The sequence below is a fragment of the Rhodococcus sp. NPDC006774 genome, from assembly GCF_040636045.1.
Lineage (GTDB): Bacteria > Actinomycetota > Actinomycetes > Mycobacteriales > Mycobacteriaceae > Rhodococcoides.
This window is the reverse complement of sequence record NZ_JBEYIW010000005.1, coordinates 1-16,827: the sequence shown is the minus strand read 5'-3', so window position 1 is coordinate 16,827 and position 16,827 is coordinate 1. Positions and strand designations below refer to the sequence as shown.

At 65.4% G+C, this 16,827-nt stretch carries 15 protein-coding genes; 7 read left to right on the top strand and 8 right to left on the bottom strand.

Annotated features, from left to right (window positions below; genetic code table 11):
* Positions 1 to 3: 3 nt before the first annotated feature.
* The gene (locus ABZ677_RS09315; protein ID WP_037194846.1) at positions 4 to 891 is read right to left on the bottom strand and encodes an oxidoreductase; all 888 of its coding nucleotides are present in this window, start codon (positions 889 to 891) and stop codon (positions 4 to 6) included.
* Between the two features lie 35 nt (positions 892 to 926).
* Here ABZ677_RS09315 and ABZ677_RS09310 point away from each other — a divergent pair, with 35 nt between their 5' ends.
* Positions 927 to 1,136, top strand: coding sequence for a DNA-binding protein (locus ABZ677_RS09310; RefSeq protein WP_037194845.1), 210 nt, complete (start codon positions 927 to 929; stop codon positions 1,134 to 1,136).
* A 12-nt stretch (positions 1,137 to 1,148) separates the two neighbouring features.
* On the opposite strand, the gene ABZ677_RS09305 is transcribed toward ABZ677_RS09310, so the two are convergent.
* Together ABZ677_RS09305 and ABZ677_RS09300 are read right to left on the bottom strand one after the other, a co-directional pair.
* On the bottom strand, positions 1,149 to 1,955 hold the full coding sequence (locus ABZ677_RS09305) for a pentapeptide repeat-containing protein (RefSeq protein WP_358368626.1): 807 nt from the start codon (positions 1,953 to 1,955) through the stop codon (positions 1,149 to 1,151).
* Positions 1,956 to 1,987: 32 nt separating this feature from the next.
* On the bottom strand, positions 1,988 to 3,625 hold the full coding sequence (locus ABZ677_RS09300) for a 2-isopropylmalate synthase (protein ID WP_358368624.1): 1,638 nt from the start codon (positions 3,623 to 3,625) through the stop codon (positions 1,988 to 1,990).
* A 222-nt stretch (positions 3,626 to 3,847) separates the two neighbouring features.
* Here ABZ677_RS09300 and ABZ677_RS09295 point away from each other — a divergent pair, with 222 nt between their 5' ends.
* The 5 genes from ABZ677_RS09295 to ABZ677_RS09275 all read left to right on the top strand — a co-directional run bounded on the left by ABZ677_RS09295 (position 3,848) and on the right by ABZ677_RS09275 (position 10,539).
* Complete coding sequence (locus ABZ677_RS09295; protein ID WP_358368621.1) at positions 3,848 to 4,501, top strand: FCD domain-containing protein; 654 nt, start codon at positions 3,848 to 3,850, stop codon at positions 4,499 to 4,501.
* 95 nt (positions 4,502 to 4,596) lie between these two features.
* Positions 4,597 to 5,379 carry a putative protein N(5)-glutamine methyltransferase gene (locus ABZ677_RS09290; protein ID WP_037194840.1) on the top strand — a complete coding sequence of 261 codons (783 nt, stop codon included), beginning with the start codon at positions 4,597 to 4,599 and terminating at the stop codon, positions 5,377 to 5,379.
* A 45-nt stretch (positions 5,380 to 5,424) separates the two neighbouring features.
* On the top strand, positions 5,425 to 6,126 hold the full coding sequence (locus ABZ677_RS09285; RefSeq protein WP_037194838.1) for a type 1 glutamine amidotransferase domain-containing protein: 702 nt from the start codon (positions 5,425 to 5,427) through the stop codon (positions 6,124 to 6,126).
* Positions 6,127 to 6,234: 108 nt separating this feature from the next.
* A complete protein-coding gene (gene lon, locus ABZ677_RS09280; protein WP_358368617.1) occupies positions 6,235 to 8,562 on the top strand; it encodes an endopeptidase La in 2,328 nt (775 codons plus the stop codon).
* A gap of 111 nt (positions 8,563 to 8,673) precedes the next feature.
* Positions 8,674 to 10,539, top strand: coding sequence for an ABC transporter ATP-binding protein (locus tag ABZ677_RS09275; RefSeq protein WP_037194833.1), 1,866 nt, complete (start codon positions 8,674 to 8,676; stop codon positions 10,537 to 10,539).
* A gap of 36 nt (positions 10,540 to 10,575) precedes the next feature.
* On the opposite strand, the gene ABZ677_RS09270 is transcribed toward ABZ677_RS09275, so the two are convergent.
* The 3 genes from ABZ677_RS09270 to ABZ677_RS09260 form a co-directional block, all read right to left on the bottom strand.
* Entirely contained in the window at positions 10,576 to 11,568 is a 993-nt protein-coding gene (locus ABZ677_RS09270) for an iron-siderophore ABC transporter substrate-binding protein (RefSeq protein ID WP_358368615.1), read from the bottom strand.
* Positions 11,569 to 11,654: 86 nt separating this feature from the next.
* Positions 11,655 to 12,869 carry a lipase family protein gene (locus ABZ677_RS09265; RefSeq protein WP_358368612.1) on the bottom strand — a complete coding sequence of 405 codons (1,215 nt, stop codon included), beginning with the start codon at positions 12,867 to 12,869 and terminating at the stop codon, positions 11,655 to 11,657.
* A 225-nt stretch (positions 12,870 to 13,094) separates the two neighbouring features.
* The gene (locus ABZ677_RS09260) at positions 13,095 to 15,398 is read right to left on the bottom strand and encodes an ATP-dependent DNA ligase (protein ID WP_358368609.1); all 2,304 of its coding nucleotides are present in this window, start codon (positions 15,396 to 15,398) and stop codon (positions 13,095 to 13,097) included.
* Between the two features lie 59 nt (positions 15,399 to 15,457).
* Here ABZ677_RS09260 and ABZ677_RS09255 point away from each other — a divergent pair, with 59 nt between their 5' ends.
* Positions 15,458 to 15,886, top strand: coding sequence for an SRPBCC family protein (locus tag ABZ677_RS09255; protein WP_032396781.1), 429 nt, complete (start codon positions 15,458 to 15,460; stop codon positions 15,884 to 15,886).
* A 97-nt stretch (positions 15,887 to 15,983) separates the two neighbouring features.
* Here ABZ677_RS09255 and ABZ677_RS09250 read toward each other — a convergent pair whose 3' ends face one another.
* Both ABZ677_RS09250 and ABZ677_RS09245 read right to left on the bottom strand, forming a co-directional pair.
* Positions 15,984 to 16,397, bottom strand: a complete 414-nt coding sequence (locus ABZ677_RS09250) for an HNH endonuclease signature motif containing protein (protein WP_358368606.1) — start codon at positions 16,395 to 16,397, stop codon at positions 15,984 to 15,986.
* Positions 16,354 to 16,827 (bottom strand): DUF222 domain-containing protein (locus ABZ677_RS09245; RefSeq protein ID WP_358368603.1); only part of this gene is annotated, 474 nt, incomplete at its 5' end. The genes ABZ677_RS09250 and ABZ677_RS09245, both read right to left, overlap by 44 nt.

Below are 16,827 nucleotides of genomic sequence, written 5' to 3'. Positions count from 1 at the left end.
TCGTCAGAACGGGTAGCCGACTCCGGTCAACTTCTCGCTGGCGTCCCACAGCTTCGCAGCCAGAGCGGGGTCCTGTGCGGTCTTGGTCATGCTCGCCGGGCCCGGCTTACCGCGCGTCTCGAACAACGACTTGGGGCCGCTGTACGTACCGCCACCCGCAACGTCGACGGCGTAGAGCGTGGGACGTGCTCCGGCACTGGCAGATTGCGAAAAGATCTTCAGTCCGATCGGAGCGAGAGTGGCCAGGATCTTGTTGCTGCCCAGACCGTCGGGGCTCGAGTACAGCTCGGTGGCCGAGATTCCGGGGTGCGCGGCATTGCTGGTGATCTTCAGTCCGGCCTTGTCGATCCGGCGCTGGAGTTCGAGCGCGAACAGGATGTTCGCAAGCTTGGAGTTCGCGTACCCGCGCTGGGGGTTGTACCCACGCTCGAGCTGGAGATTGTCGAAATCGAGCTTGGGGCCCTGCCGGTGCGCGACGGAAGCGATGGTGGTGATCTTCGCGTCCGCAGCGAGCTTGGGGAACAGCAGGCCGGTCAGGGCGAAGTGGCCGAGGTGGTTGGTGCCGAGCTGGAGCTCGAACCCGTCCGCCGTCTCGTTCCGCAATGCAGGCATCATGACGCCCGCATTGTTGATCAGCACGTCGATCGACTCCGGTGCCGACTCTGCGTACGCACGCACCGAGGCCAGGTCGGCGAGGTTCAGGGTGGCGGTGTCGACGGTTCCGCGGGGTGCCTCCGCCGACATCTTCGCCGCGGCGGCATCGGCCTTGTCCTTGTTGCGGCAGGCGAGCGTCACGTGGTCGCCTCGCTTCGCCAACTCCAAGGCGGTGTAGTAGCCGATGCCGGTGTTCGCACCGGTGATGACAACGCGTCTCTGCTTGGTTTCGGGCACGCCGCCAGGCTACCGGTCTGTTTTAGACTTCGCCCGTGAGCAGAGCAGAAGCCGATGGGCATGCGGACTTTCCGAAGGGCACCGGACTTCCCGCGTCTCGGGCATTCCGCGCGGCGGGGTACGCGTGCTTGGACGATCTCGCAGGGGTGCCCGCGGCCGAGCTGACGAAGTTGCACGGTGTCGGCCCGGCATCGCTGACGGTCATCCAGGCTGCGTTGGAGCAGACCGGTCGATCGCTCGGCTGAACCGGTCGAGTCTCAGGCCCAGTGACTCGGACGCGTCACCGATTGTGGGAGTCGCGTCGCCTCGTCACCCTTCGCCGCATCGATCTGGAACTGTGTCGCGAAGATGCTGCCGCGTAGATCCGTACCTCGGAGGTCGGCACCCCGGAGGTCTGCACCGATCAGGTCGGCCAGGCGCAGGTCGGCACCACGCAGGGTGGCCCCGATGAGGTACGTGCCGCGCAGGCTCGCGCCGCGCAGATCCGCGTCGGCCAGTTGTGCGCCGATCATGTCGCGGCCACGGTAGTTCTTCTTCTCGCCCGTCACTTCGGCACGAACCAGATTGCTTGCTGCGAGCAGCAACTCGTTGATCCGCGAACGCAGACCGGAGACGTCGACCGAGCGCAGAACGTCGGGTGCCGACTCGGTCAGCGCATCCAAGTCTGCGTATTCGCCGGACAGTCGATCGTGCAGTGTCGCGGTCGAATCCCGGTCACGCGCATCCGCCAGATACCAGAGCAACTCGTGCAGATCACGCATGATCGGGAACACCGCGAACATCTCCGACGAGTTCGACGGCTGCTGCCGCCAGTCCCGTCCGGCGAACGTGGACTGCGACACCTTCTGGCCCGCACCGAAGCAGTCGTACACCGTGCATCCGGGAAAGCCCTTCTCCCGCAGCGTCGAGTGAATGCCGCACCGTGAGTCCTGCCGAAGATTGCGGCACGGCTCACCGGCGGCCTTGTCGACGGCGAAGTCCGAGGACTTCGCGAAGGGCAGAGCGACGCAACAGAGTCCGAAACAACTGCCGCAGTCGGCCAGTAAGTTCTCGGGCGCGTGCATGCGTCCACTCTGTCCCTCGGCGCGGGGCAGCGTCAAACGAGATTGTTCGCGGCCGACAGCAGTGCAATCAACGAGGAGGCGACGACGGATCCGTCGATCCCCACTCCCCACGCCGACTTCCCGCCCCGACGAACCTCGACATACGTTGCCGCTCCACTGTCCGAGCCGTGAGTGGCGGAGTGCTGAGACAGACCGAGCACCTCGACTCCGAGAATCTGCGCCAATGCGTCGACCGGCCCGGTTCCGGCGGCGCTGTGGTGATGCTCGCCGTCGTCGTCGGCGAGGGTGACCGACAGGGTGGAGTCCGCATCTATCGACCACGCCACCAGTGTGCGACGGCCGGTGCGAATGTAGTTGTCCTCGAACAGGGTCCAGATCTCCTTGGAGCTGATCTCGGTCCCCGTCGAGTCGGTGTCGTGCTGGACCACCCGGGCGAAGTCGATCTGCAACCTGCGGGGGAGTTCCAGGCCGTGGTCCACCGACAGCAGATATGCGATCCCACCCTTTCCGGATTGGCTGTTCACCCGGATGACTGCGTCGTAGTCGCGTCCCACGTCGGCGGGATCTATCGGCAGGTACGGCACCGCCCATGGCGCGAGGTCGGGGTCGACGCCGAGGCGGTCGGCCTCGATGCGGTGGTGAACCATGCCCTTCTTGATCGCGTCCTGATGCGTTCCCGAGAACGCGGTGTAGACGAGGTCGCCCGCGTACGGGTGCCGTTCGTGCACGTCGATTCGGTTGCAGTACTCCACCGTTCGGCGAATCTCGTCGATGTCGGAGAAGTTGATCATCGGGTCGATACCCTGGGCGTGCAGGTTGAGGGCCAGCGTCACCAGGTCGACGTTCCCGGTCCGCTCCCCGTTGCCGAACAGGCACCCCTCGACGCGTTGCGCGCCGGCCAGCACCGCCAACTCTGCGCACGCGACTCCGGTGCCTCGGTCGTTGTGCGGGTGCACCGACAGGATCACCGAGTCTCGGCGGTCCAGGTGTCGATGCATGTACTCGATTTGGTCGGCATAGACGTTCGGGGACGAGATCTCCACTGTGGCAGGGAGATTGTGTATAACCGGTCGATCGGCGCTGGCATCCCAGATCCGCGACATGCCGTTGCAGATCTCGAGCACGTAGTCGGGTTCGGTCAGGTTGAACACTTCCGGCGAAAACTCGAAGCGAACCCCGCTCCTGTCTCCTGCTGTTCGTGCTATCCGCTCCCCGGCCTCGAAGATCAACCGGCGCAGTGCATCACGGGAATGTCCGAGCACCACCTCGCGCCAGGTCGGTGCCGTCGCGGTGTACATGTGCACCACCACGTCGGGTAGTCCCTCGATCGAGGCGAAGGTCCGTTCGATCAGGTCGGCTCGGGCTGCGGTGAACACGACGATCGTCACGTCCTCGGGCACGGTGCCGACGAGCGACCGAACGAAGTCGAAGTCGGCGCGGCTCGCGGACGGGTACCCCACCTCGATCTCCTTGTAGCCCATGCTGACGAGCAGGTCGAACATGCGGCGTTTGCGGTGCGGATCCATGGGCTCGGCGAGCGCTTGGTTGCCGTCCCGGAGATCGACCGGAACCCACAGCGGGGCAGCGGTGAAGGTGGCTGCGGGCCAGCACCTTTCCTGATCGACGACGGTGACACGGCGGTGCACGTCGCGGTAGCGGTGCGAGGGCATCGGGCTGGGTTGTTGGCGGTTGCTTAACACGGTGATCGTCGTCCTCGGGTGTGTGGGTCTCTGCTATCGGCGACCGGCGCAGTGTCGTACCCCGCGACGGGGTGCCGGTCGGCGATCGACCCCGTCGCGGCGTGGAAGGAGGAGCACGCACCCGAACATGTCCGAGGACTGTAATGCAAAGGTTACTTCTCAGACAAGTGGCGACGCGGGATACTGGTGTTCGTGTCCACCGAACATCTCCGTCCCGCAGACCGCGCAGTCACCGAACTGGGTCGACGCATCGGTGCGGGCGAATGGCCGGTCGGCGCGAAATTGCCGGGTGAGACGTCCCTCGCGCAGGAGCTGGGGGTCGGCCGATCCACCGTGCGCGAGGCCGTGCGGGTGCTCGCTACCCGAGGGCTGGTGAGATCGCGGCAAGGCGCCGGGGTGTTCGTCGTCGCAGACTCGGTTCCGATCGACGTCTCCGCATCGGTACAGCGTGCCGGCCTGGCGCAGGTGCAGGAGGTGCGTCGCATCGTCGAGATCGACGCCGCAGGCTTGGCCGCCGAGCGTCGTACGGATGCCGACGTCGAGCGGATGCGGCGCGCACTCGACGCGCGGCACGCCGCCGCGAGCGAGTCCGACGCGGCGTTCGTGAACGCGGACATCGACTTCCACGTCGCAGTGGTGGCCGCCGCCCACAATTCCCTGCTCTCGGATCTCTTCGAGTCCTTCCTGCCACGACTGCGGGCCGAACTGCTGGCCTACACCTCGGAGGTACTCGCACGGCCACGTGGAACCGAGCCCGACGTGGACCTGCACGAGGCCCTGTTCGACGCCATCGCGGCGGGAGACCGGGCCGCGGCGGTCTCGGTGGCACGCGAGCACCTCGGCTGAGCTACTGCCCCGTCCTGTCGTGCGACATACCGCGCTACAGTGTTTCCGCGGGCGAGTGAGCGGGCGGGCGAACAGCACTCCGGAAGGCATGATCGATGTCGGAACTCGAGTACGGCCAGGTGGTGTCCGCGTTGCGCGGTGCCGGGTGCGTGTTCGCCGAAGAGGAAGCCGACATCCTCGTCGAGTCCGCGTCGACGCCGGCAGAGCTGACCGCGATGCTCGCGCGCCGCGTCGCCGGTGAACCGCTCGAGCATGTCGTCGGCTGGGTCGCGTTCTGTGGTCGACGCATCGCCGTCGCACCGGGCGTGTTCGTACCTCGCCGTCGAACCGAGTTTCTCGTCGAATGTGCTGCGGCGCTGCATCCTTCGGTGTTGCTCGACCTGTGCTGCGGTTCGGGGGCGATAGGCCTGTCGGTCGATGGTGTCACCGAGTTGCACGCTGCCGACGTCGACGCGGTGGCGGTGGAGTGTGCATCGCGCAATGTCGCACACGTAGGGGGCGCGGTCCCGGCCGGTCACGTTCATCGCGGTGACCTGTACGACGCCGTGCCGCCGGAGATGCGCGGCAGATTCGATGCGATCGTCGTCAACGCGCCCTACGTCCCGACGGGCGACATCGGGTTGATGCCACGAGAGGCGCGCATCCACGAGCCGCACATCGCACTCGACGGCGGTACGGACGGTGCCGAGATTCATCGTCGTGTCGCCGTCGGCGCTCCGCAATGGCTGGCTCCGGGTGGCCATCTGCTCATCGAAACCAGTGCAGCACTGGCGCATTCGACGTTACGTGCCGTGATCGACGCCGGCTTCGCCGGTCGTATCGCCGAATCCGAGGCGCTCGATGCCGTCGTGGTGATCGGTTCGATGGGCGAGCAGTGATCGACCGGGTGTTTCGATCGTGGGTCGCCGTGGCATTCCCCCGGCATGACCACATTGCTGTTTGCGGTAACCGCTGCCGACCACTGGACCCTGAACGACGGAACGAAGCACCCCACCGGGTACTGGGCCGAGGAGCTCGTCGAGTCCCATCGCACGTTCGTCGACGCAGGCTGGGACATCACCGTCGCGACGCCGGGCGGTAAGGCTCCGGTCGTCGACGAGGGCAGCCTGGCCGTCGATGCCAACGGCGGCGACGAGGAGAAGGTGGCGGATCAGAAGAGCTACCTCGCCTCGATCGAGTCGATCCTGTCCTCACCCGCAAAGTTGGAGGACCAGAAGGCGTCCGACTTCGACGTCGTCTTCGTTCCCGGCGGTCACGGACCGATGGAAGACCTCGCGGTCTCCGAGAGCTTCGGGGCACTGGTGGTCGACTTCCTCGACTCGAACAAGGTCGTCTCGGCGGTATGCCACGCGCCTGCCGCCTTGCTGCCGGCCGTCCGTAGCGACGGAACCTGGGCGTTCGACGGGTACGAGCTCACCGGATTCACCGACGAGGAGGAGACCCAGGCCGGTCTCGCCGAGAAGGCCCCGTGGTTGCTCGAATCCCGGTTGCGCGAGAACGGCGCGAAGTTCGATTCCACTGACGCGTGGGCACCGAACGTCGTCGTCGACCGAAACCTGTACACCGGCCAGAACCCGGCATCGACGCGTCCCCTTGCGGAGAAGCTGGTCAGCTCGCTGAAGTAGCGGGAGAGGGCGGTCGGCGTTCTGCCCACGGAGAACAGCGGACGTTCGAGGGAACATCACTACTGCTTTCGAAGTTGAGCCCGTATAGCTCAATCTTTTGGAGGAGAAGTGACCGAAACCGTTCGTGTCCCCGTACTGTTCCTGACCGACCCGATCGTTCTGCCCGGCATGGTGGTGCCCGTAGAACTCGACGAAGCAGCGCGTGCCGCCGTCGACGCCGCGAAGGCGAGCAACGACGGCACGCTGCTCGTCGCGCCGCGTCTCGAAGACCGCTACGCCGCGTACGGAGTCCTCGCCACGATCGTCCAGATGGGACGCCTGGCGGACGGGCGACCGGCCGCTGTCATCAAGGCCGGTCGCCGCGCGCACATCGGCCACGGCGTCAGCGGCCCCGGTGCCGCCCTGTGGGTCGAGGCGGAGCCCGTTCCGGATGTACTCACCGGCAGCCCCGCCGACGACGGTCTCGATGCGCTCGCGGCCGAGTACAAGCGTCTCGTGGTGGCGATGCTGCAGCGCCGCGACGCGTGGCAGGTGATCGACTCGGTCAACAAGCTCACCGACCCAGGCGCGATCGCGGACACGGCCGGTTACGCGTCGTATCTCACCGACGTGCAGAAGCGGGACCTTCTCGAAACCCCGGATGTGGCAACGCGTCTGACGTCGCTCATCGAGTGGACCAAGGCCCATCTCGCCGAAGTCGAGGTCAACGACAAGATCTCCGGCGACGTCCGCGAGGGTATGGAGAAGACTCAGAAGGAGTTTCTGCTCCGGCAGCAGTTGGCGGCCATCCGAAAGGAACTCGGCGAGGACGAGCCCGACGGTGCGGACGACTACCGTGGCCGCGTCGAGGCTGCGGACCTGCCCGAGAAGGTACGCGAACAGGCGCTGCGTGAGGTCGGCAAACTCGAGCGGGCCAGCGATCAGAGCCCCGAGTCGGGCTGGATCCGCACCTGGCTCGATACCGTGCTCGATCTGCCGTGGAACAACACCACGACCGACAACAACGACATCGACTCTGCACGTGCGGTTCTCGATGCCGACCACCACGGGCTCGACGACGTGAAGGATCGGATCGTCGAGTACCTGGCCGTCCGGGCGCGTCGCTCCGAGCGTGGTCTGCAGTCGGTCGGTGGGCGTGGGTCCGGTGCCGTCATGGTGCTCGCAGGTCCGCCCGGAGTCGGCAAGACCTCGCTCGGTGAGTCGGTGGCCCGTGCGCTCGGTCGGAAGTTCGTGCGCGTCGCGCTCGGCGGCGTCCGCGACGAGGCCGAGATCCGTGGGCACCGTCGTACCTACGTCGGCGCGCTGCCGGGTCGGATCGTGCGGGCCATCGGTGAGGCGGGATCGATGAATCCCGTTGTCCTGCTGGACGAGATCGACAAGGTCGGCTCGGACTATCGCGGTGACCCCAGTGCCGCTCTGCTCGAAGTGCTCGACCCCGCGCAGAACCACACGTTCCGCGATCATTACCTCGATCTGGATCTCGACCTGTCCGACGTGGTCTTTCTCGCTACGGCCAACGTGATCGACCAGATTCCCGGGCCGCTGCTCGACCGCATGGAATTGGTGACCATCGACGGCTACACCGAGGACGACAAGGTCGTCATCGCCCGGAACTATCTGCTGCCCCGTCAGATGAACAGGGCGGCAATCACATCCGAGGAGGTGACGGTCACCGACGCCGCGCTGCGCAAGATCGCGGCCGATTACACCCGTGAGCCGGGAGTGCGGCAACTCGAGCGACTGCTGGCCAAGGCGCTTCGCAAGGTTGCGACGAGGTTGGTGGGCACCACGGATGTCCTGGAGATCGGCGAGCCGGACCTGGTGACGTACCTCGGTCGCCCACGGTTCACGCCCGAAGCGCACGAGCGAACCGAAGTACCGGGTGTGGCAACGGGTCTCGCGGTCACCGGACTCGGCGGCGATGTGCTGTTCATCGAGGCTGCGGCGACCGAAGGTGACTCCAGGCTCGAGCTCACCGGCCAGCTCGGCGACGTGATGAAGGAGTCCGCACAGATCGCGCTGTCCTACGTGCGCTCGCACGCAGCACAATTCGGCGTCACGCAGGAATCTCTCGATCGCCGCATTCACGTGCACGTTCCGGCGGGCGCGGTGCCGAAGGACGGTCCTTCGGCCGGTGTGACGATGGTGACGGCCCTGGTGTCGATGGCCACCGGGCGGCCGGTGCGCTCGGATGTCGGGATGACCGGTGAGGTCACGTTGAACGGACGGGTGCTGCCGATCGGCGGGGTGAAGCAGAAGTTGCTGGCTGCGCAGCGTGCGGGACTGAAGACGGTGTTCATTCCGGCGCGCAACGAACCGGATCTGGACGACGTACCCGCAGAGGTGTTGGAGGCGTTGGATGTTCGCCCGATGACCGACGTCGCCGACATCCTGGCGCTCGCGCTGGAGCCGGCGGAGGCAACTGCTGCGGCGTAGTACCGCGGTGAGCGCCCAGGGAGGGGCAGGCGGCATCGGTCGCCTGCCCCTCCCGTCGGTCTCGGGTGCCGCGCTTGACCTCGAGCTATGTCGAGGTTCTACGTTGGTGGGATGAGTATGGAGATGACCGCCTGGAACCAGATGTATCGCACGATGAACAGGCCCGACACCCAGTCGTCGTTCTCCAAGGAGACGGCTCGCAGGATTCTGACGTTCGCGGCACCGCATCGCCGCGCCCTCGGTGGATTCCTGGTGCTCAGCGTGGCCCTGGCCGTCCTTGCGGTGGCGACGCCGGTGTTGGCGGGCCGGGTGGTCAATGCCATCGTCGACGGGCGAGAGCTTCGTGTGGTGGTGCTGCTGGCCCTGGCGATCGCGGCGATCGCTGTGGTGGACGCAGTGGTCGGTCTGATCAATCGATGGCTCTCGGCGAACATCGGCGAAAGCTTGATTCTGGATCTGCGGACGGCAGTGTTCGACCACGTGCAGCGGATGCCGATCGCATTCTTCACGCGAACTCGCACCGGTGCGTTGGTGAGCCGACTCAACAACGACGTGATCGGGGCGCAGCGCGCATTCAGCACCACGCTGTCCGGTGTCGTCAGCAATCTCGTGACCCTGGTGCTGACGTTGGTGGTGATGATCGGAATCTCCTGGCAGATCACCCTTCTCGCATTGGTCCTGCTGCCGGTGTTCGTGCTTCCCGCGCGTCGGATGGGTCGACGCCTCGCGCGGCTGCAACGTGAAGCGGCAGCGCACAATTCGGCGATGAGTACGCAGATGACAGAGCGGTTCTCGGCTCCGGGAGCAACACTGGTCAAACTGTTCGGTCATCCCGACCAGGAATCGGTCGAGTTCGCGGTACGGGCGGCCAGGGTGCGCGACATCGGAGTGCGCAGTGCCATGGTGCAGACGGTGTTCGTGACGGCGCTGACGCTCGTCTCGGCACTGGCTCTCGCCGTGGTGTACGGATTGGGCGGCTTCTACGCCCTCAGTGGGAGCCTGGACCCGGGTTCGGTTGTGGCACTGTCACTTCTGTTGGCTCGGCTGTACTCACCGCTGACGGCGCTTGCCAGCGCGCGCGTGGAGGTCATGAGCGCGTTGGTGAGCTTCGAGCGGGTCTTCGAGGTTCTCGATCTCGTTCCGTTGATCACCGACAAGCCCGACGCGAAAGCTCTACCGCCCGGTCCGGTGGCCGTCGAACTCGACGATGTCAGGTTCGCGTACCCGTCCGCGGACAAAGTGTCGCTCGCGTCGCTCGAGGAGGTCGCAACCCTGGATTCGCGCGGGGGAGAGGAGGTTCTGCACGGGGTGTCGTTCCGAGCCGAACCCGGCCAGATGGTCGCGCTGGTCGGTACGTCCGGCGCGGGCAAGTCCACGATCGCGCAGTTGATCGCACGGCTGTACGACGTCGATGGCGGTGCGGTCCGGCTCGGGGGCGTCGACGTGCGGGACCTGACGGCCGAATCCGTCCGCGGCACAGTGGGAATGGTGACCCAGGACGGGCATCTGTTCCACGAGAGCATCCGGTCGAATCTGCTGCTGCCGCGGCCCGAAGCAACCGACGACGAACTGTGGGACGCGCTCTCGAGGGCGCGGCTCGCGGACCTCGTGCGCTCCCTGCCCGACGGCCTGGACACCGTCGTCGGCGAGCGCGGGTACCGACTCTCCGGTGGTGAGCGTCAGCGACTGACGATCGCACGGTTGCTGATCGCGCAGCCACGGGTCGTCATCCTCGACGAGGCAACGGCATCGTTGGATTCGACCTCGGAGGCCGCTGTGCAGGCCGCGTTGGCCGAGGCTCTGGAGGGTAAGACGTCGGTGGTCATCGCGCATCGGCTGTCGACCATCAGGGCTGCGGACGTGATCCTGGTGATCGAGGACGGGCGAGTAGCCGAACGCGGCACGCACGACGAGCTCCTCGCGGCGGGTGGCCGCTACGAGGAGCTGCATCGGACGCAGTTCGCGCAGGTGGAGTGACCTTATGAAACCGGGAGCGGAGCCTGCGGAGTGACCTTATGCCGGGTCGGGGACGACGGTCGCTGGGTCGTTGTCGGTTGCGGCGGCGAGCATCGGGGTGAATCCGTCGATCGCGTAGTCCAGCGACAGTGGGCTCGAGTAGCCGAGGGCCGAGGGTAGGTCCGTACTGAAGGAGCCGATGTAGACGGTGCGGTCCTGCCGAACGACGTCGAGGGCGGCGAGTAGTGGGTTGGCCTGCAGCTGTTCGCGGCCCTGGCCGGCGATGACGAGGACGTCGGTGTCGAGTCGGTCGAGGTTCTCCGGGCTGATGTTCTCGGAGGCGTCGGGAATCTCGAAGCCGAGGTCGGTGAAGAACAGGGCGCGGATGTCGTCCTTGCCGAGAAGCAGGTAGCTGCCGTCGTCCATGACGAACGCGAGGGACAGCGACTTGCCGGTGAACTGAGGGTTCTCGGCCTCGGTGGTGGCGAATTTCTGCTCGAGCTCGGCCGTCTGGTCCTGGGCTTCCTGCGACTTGCCGAGCGCTTCGCCGACGACCGCGAACTCCTGCTGCCACGTTGCCGCGGGCACGTTGTCGTAGCCGCCGATGTCGGCGATTGTGGGAGCCATCCCGGAGAGGGTGTCGTACTGGCCCTGGTCGATGAAGGAGTACGGGCCGAGAATCAGATCGGGTGCCTGTGCGGCGATCTGCTCCAGGTTGAGATCGGTGCTACCGACTTCGGGAATCTCGGTGCCGCCCAGCGCCTCCTGCGCCCAGGGGCGCTGCCGGTAGTCGTAGCTCAGGTTGCCGCGCGTCGCGACGGGCTTGACGCCCAGCGCGAGTGCGAAGTCCTGTTCGTTGAATCCGATCGTCACGACGCGGGTGGGCTCGGTGTCGATGACCGTCTCACCGAATCGGTGATCGATGGTGACCGGGAAGCCGGCGGCGCTACCGGGGCTACCGGATGCGTCGGTGTCGGCATCGGACGAACAGCCGGCAGCCAGTGCCAGAACGGAGGCACCGGCGGCGACGAGCTGGACGGTCTTCTTCATGGGATCTCCTCGCAGCAGAACTTAGCGAGGTTAGCCTAACCGACCCATCGAAGCTTTTGTCAGGTGCCAGGCGTCGGGCGACCCGATCAGCAGTTGGAGGTAGCCGGTACTCCGGCGAAGCGCTGGTCGATCCACTCGAGCGCCTGAGGCAGGCCGAGCACTGCCGCAGTCAGGTGATCGTTGCTGGGCACCTTCACCTCGGTCACCAGCACTCCGGCGCGGCAGTATCGGGCGATCGTGTTGTCGATGGCGCTGACCGGGATCAACGCATCGGAGGGGCTGTGCCACTCGAAGTACGGTGCCTTCGGTACGCCGGGGTACAGCTCGACGCTGTTGTCGTTGACTGCGGCGATCGCCTCCGGGCTGCTGATCAGGTCCAGCCTGCCCGCGACCTCCATGGCACTCTTGCCCGCGCCTGCCGCGATGATGTCGTTGGTGCACCCGTTCTGGATCTGGCTCTCGATCTGCTTACCGAGCGGGTTGAGCTGAGAGCTGATCGGGATGCGGGTGGGGTACTCGCGTTCGATACCGAGCGCGGCGGCGAACGCCAGACCGAACATGGGGTGCGGGGCGAAACCGAGATCACGGGCCATGCGCTCGAGGTTCATCGGAGCACCACCGTTCGCGCTGCCGACGATGTTCAGCTCGGGGGCGTAGTCGTTCTGAAGCGCAGCAGCCCATGCCGTGGCCATTCCGCCACCGGAGTAGCCGGCCAATGCAACCGGGCTCTGCTGAACCTGGATGGGATCGAAGCGCTGAGTGGCGCGAATGCTGTCCAGCACGATCTGCCCGCCGAGCTTGGCGGCACCGTACGCGCTGTTCGGTCCGAGGTGATCGGCGATCACTACCGTCCAGCCGCGCTGCAGCACCGCGTTCAGAGCTGGTGCTTCACGAATCTGAAGATTGGGGTCGTTCGACCAGAGTGCTTGTGAAGGTGCACATTCGAGACCGAGTGCATTGATGATGTGTTGGTAGGAAAGTAATGGGCCATTCGGTGCTTTGTTCTGCGGAACCAACACGGTATTGATTGCGGCGATGGGATCACCGGCCGAATTTGTGGAGCGGAAATTCAGCTGCCACACGTCCACGCCGAAGAATCCGGGGGGCGGTGGCATCGGGCGGCTGGAGATCACGTCGCCCGGTGCGAGCGCGTCGAGATCCACGGGCGGAGAGTAGAAGCCGTCCGCGATAGGCGTCGGGTACAACGGCGCAGCAGCAGCGTGACCTGCGCCGACGAGCGACGAACACAGAACTGCAACCGCCGTCATGCTGACAGCGCCTGCCAACTTGAGAACCCGCATGTCGAAAACCCCTCCGTGCCTGAACCGAAGCGACGAGCGCTGCGGCGATCTGGCAAGCCCCCGTAGAGCCGGCCCGCAAACCGATATAGCTGATGATGCGTGACTTGTTACGCTCCCCCAGAAACGATGGGCGCAACGGTACGCATCCGCTCATTTTATGGCAACCGTACGTTCCCTATCCTTGTTTCTTCGATCGGGTCCAAGTTTTTCACCCGGGCATTCTCGTCATTCCTGACGCACCGCCTTCGGTTCCTTGTCCGGGCGCAGACCACGCCAGCTCGGATGCCGCAGATGGCCCGATTCCGTCGCCTCGTAGAACCGCACCTCGCCGACGAGTACAGGCTCGACCCATACTGCTCCGTTCCGATCGGCCGCGGGCAGTACCGAAGAGAAGGGACTGTCCGACGCCTCGAGCGGTGCGAGGAGGGCAGCGAGTGTATCGAGCGCACGGTCGTCGAACCCGGTTCCGACGCGTCCCACGTAGCGCAGTCGCTCACCGTCGGGTATCCCCATCAGCAGGGAGCCGAAGCCGCCCGCACGACGACCCTGGCCTCGACGCCACCCACCGATCACGACCTCCTGCGTTCGCCAGTTCTTGTGCTTGATCCACGTATGGGCGCGCTTGCCGGGTTGGTAGACGGAGTCGGTGCGTTTGGCAACGACGCCTTCCCAGCCCCGTTCTCGGCTCTCCGCGACGGCGTCCGCGGCGGAACCGGTCAGTCGCGGAGGCACCAGCACCGAGTCGAGTCCGGTGGTCAGTAGTTCGAGCAGCCGTCGTCGATCCGAGTACTTCTTGCGCAGCAGTGACGTGCCGTCGAGGTAGAGCAGATCGAAGGCGATGAATCGGATGTCGTCGCGGGTGGCGTTCTGCAGTTTCTCGAAACTGCTGACGCCGCTGTCGTCGAACACGACGACTTCCCCGTCGACGACGGCGTCGTGCTCGGCCAGGTCGTCTGCGAAAGATTGGAGTGCGCCGAACTTCTCGGTGTAGTCGTTGCCGCTGCGCGTGCGCAGCGTCATCGAACCGTGCTTGAGTTCGGCGACGATGCGGAACCCGTCCCACTTGCCCTCGAACGACCACTCGTCATCCGGGAGATCGAGGACGTCGCCGGCGGTCGCGAGCATCGGTGAGATGTTCTTGGGTGTGGGATTGTCCGGCGTGTGTTCTTCAGGAGTCGCTCGGGCGTCGGGTGCGTCTTTCATCAGATGCATGAGCCACTGATTGCCCTTGGTGCGGATCAGGGCGAAGCGCCCGGTCGCCTTCTTTCCGTGCAGGACGACGATGACCTCGTCGTCTCGCCACTTCTCGAGTTCGTAGGTTCCGCTGTCCCAGATCGAGACGTCGCCGCCGCCGTACTCGCCCTTCGGTATCCGACCGGAGAACGTCGCGTACTCGAGCGGGTGGTCCTCGGTGTGAACGGCCAGCCGGTTCTGCTTCGGATCGTCCGGGATGTTCTTGGGGACGGCCCACGAGACCAGGACGCCGTCGTGTTCGAGTCGAAAGTCGTAGTGCAGGCGTCGGGCATGATGCTCTTGGATGACGAACGTGTCGTTGTTGCCCTGCGGCTCGGCGGTGGTCGGTATCGGCTCGGGTGTTCTGTCGGCGCTGCGCATGCTGCGGTACTTGCCGAGTTTGTCTGTGACAGAACTGCTTTCGGGGGCCGAGTCCACGCTGGGGTCGAGCTGTGCCAGTAGATCGCCGAGGTCCTGAAATCGCTCCAGGACCTCCTCGAACCGAAGCTGTTGCAGCCCCGACGCTTCCAGCTCGTCCCAGGTACGTGGTGCCGCGACGGTGGGGAGCGTTCGCCCGCGGAGCGAGTACGGGGCGACCGTCGTCTTCTTGCCGTTGTTCTGGCTCCAGTCGACGAACACCCTCCCGGTTCTCTTCGCCTTCGCCATCGTGGCCGTGACCCGGTCCGGGGAGCGCTCTTCGAGCAGCGTGGCAACACGTTTGGCGACCGTGGATGCGCCTGAGGTCGACAGTGGTTTCTCCAGCGGCACGTACAGGTGGATTCCCTTGCTGCCGCTGGTGACCGGATATGCGGTCATCCCGATATCGCCGATCAGATCCCTTATCTCGCACGCCACTTCGGCGCACCGGGCGAGGTCCACGTCGTCACCGGGATCGAGGTCGAAGACCATGCGGGTGGCAGGTCCGGGTTCGGTGCCGTCGAACCGCCACTGCGGCACATGCGTTTCGATGGATGCCTGTTGACCGAGCCACGCCAGATCGGCAGCGGTGGAGAACAGCGGGTAGGTGACGACGCGGTCCGAATGCTGCATCGAACGCCGATCTAGCCAGTCGGGGGCGGACGCGGCGAGGTTCTTCTCGAAGAACGACGACTGGTCGACGCCGTTGGGCCAACGCTTGCGGGTCACGGCTCGGCCGACGAGGTGCGGCAGCATGGCGGGTGCGATGGCAACGTAGTACTCGATGATGTTGCCCTTGGTGGTGCCGGTTTCGGGGAACAGCACTTTGTCGAGGTTGGTGACGGAGACCTTCCGACCTTCGATCTCGAGCGTGGCCATCGTCTCAGGTTAACGGCCGCCGTCTGAAGATGCGGGAGAGTTGTGACAGGCTCGATTCCATGGCAACGATCAGTGTCTCGGTACAGATGCCCGAGAATCCGCAGGGCGCATGGGACAAAGCGTCCGCGCTCGACCGGTTCGACGAGTGGATGACCATCCACGGTGGGTGGTGCAGTCCACCGCCGAAAAAGGTCGGCAAGGGTACCGAGGTGGAGTCACTGGTGAAGGTGAAGGGCTTCAAGAACACGATCAACTGGACCTTCACGGAGTACGACGAGCCGAAGCTGATCGAGATGTCCGGCCGCGGCAAGGGCGGGGTGAGGATTTCGCTGACTGTCCATGTGCGTGAGGCCGAGGGCGGTTCGGAGCTGACGCTCGATGCGAAGTTCGGTGGGGGTGTGCTCTTCGGTCCGGTGGGATCGGTGGTGGCGCGGGCTCTCGACACCGATGTGAAGAAATCCGTCGCGAACCTGGCGGCGTTGAGCTGATAGGTCTTAGCTGAAGTAGCTGCACGACAACCTCTTCCAGCCCCGCACCGTGTTCTCGGTGCGGGGCTGGAGTCGTTGTGTGGACGGTGCGCTCGGTTCAGGCGATGTGGGGGCCTGCGCGGGCGTGCGATGGTCTCGGTTGTCGGTACGGGTCGACGGTTGCCGGTGGGACGAACCAGGGGTGGTTGTCGGTGCCGATGAACACTTCCCAGTCACTGTGGTGGATGAGGCGGTGGTGGAAGCCGCACAGTAGGACGAGGTTGTTCATGTCGGTGGGGCCACCGTCGCCCCAGTGCCAAATGTGGTGTCCTTCGGTCCAGGCGGCAGGTTTGCCGCAGCCGGGGAACGCGCAACCGTGATCGCGGGCGGTGAGAGCTGTGCGTTGTTTGGCAGTGACGGTACGGGCGGTGCGGGCGAGGTTCAACGGGTTGCCGTTCTCGTCCATCACGATGGCAGTGAGGACACAATCACACGCCAACTGACGGGAGGTGTTGCGGGAGAGCGGTCCCATCCACGGCACCCAGCCGACAGTGGTGCCGTCGCCGAACAAGTCGCGATACGTGCCGCGATCGGCGGTAGGCCCGGCAGCGGGTTCGGTTGCAGTGCTCGTCGTCGGTGATGTCGTCTTCGTCGCCGCGGCTCTGGAGGTCGGTGAGGTCTTGCAACCGGATGTGCAGGTTCACGTGCGGGCGTTCACCGCCTTCGATGGGGCGATCATTCGAGGCGAGGTACTGGTCGAGGATGTGCCCGAAGGCGTCGGCTCTGCGCCGGGCGGGGCTGCGATCGTCTTGGCTGCCGTCGACTGCGGGGTGGGGTTCGGTCAACGGTGAGAGTGCGGTGAGCAGCTTCTCGCCGGTGATCGCATCGAAGTCGCCTTTGAGTACCAGCCGACCGTTCAGGGTTGTGGAGGCGAAGAGTTCGTTGCGGTCGGTGTTCTCGGC

Bases quoted from the DNA above. Each gene is read 5' to 3' on its own strand.
- ABZ677_RS09305 (WP_358368626.1), bottom strand. From the start codon at position 1,955: ATGCACGCGCCCGAGAACTTACTGGCCGACTGCGGCAGTTGTTTCGGA.
- ABZ677_RS09300 (WP_358368624.1), bottom strand. From the start codon at position 3,625: ATGCCCTCGCACCGCTACCGCGACGTGCACCGCCGTGTCACCGTCGTC.
- ABZ677_RS09290 (WP_037194840.1), top strand. From the start codon at position 4,597: ATGTCGGAACTCGAGTACGGCCAGGTGGTGTCCGCGTTGCGCGGTGCC.
- ABZ677_RS09285 (WP_037194838.1), top strand. From the start codon at position 5,425: ATGACCACATTGCTGTTTGCGGTAACCGCTGCCGACCACTGGACCCTG.
- ABZ677_RS09275 (WP_037194833.1), top strand. From the start codon at position 8,674: ATGAGTATGGAGATGACCGCCTGGAACCAGATGTATCGCACGATGAAC.
- ABZ677_RS09270 (WP_358368615.1), bottom strand. From the start codon at position 11,568: ATGAAGAAGACCGTCCAGCTCGTCGCCGCCGGTGCCTCCGTTCTGGCA.
- ABZ677_RS09265 (WP_358368612.1), bottom strand. From the start codon at position 12,869: ATGCGGGTTCTCAAGTTGGCAGGCGCTGTCAGCATGACGGCGGTTGCA.
- ABZ677_RS09260 (WP_358368609.1), bottom strand. From the start codon at position 15,398: ATGGCCACGCTCGAGATCGAAGGTCGGAAGGTCTCCGTCACCAACCTC.
- ABZ677_RS09255 (WP_032396781.1), top strand. From the start codon at position 15,458: ATGGCAACGATCAGTGTCTCGGTACAGATGCCCGAGAATCCGCAGGGC.
- ABZ677_RS09250 (WP_358368606.1), bottom strand. From the start codon at position 16,397: ATGGGACCGCTCTCCCGCAACACCTCCCGTCAGTTGGCGTGTGATTGT.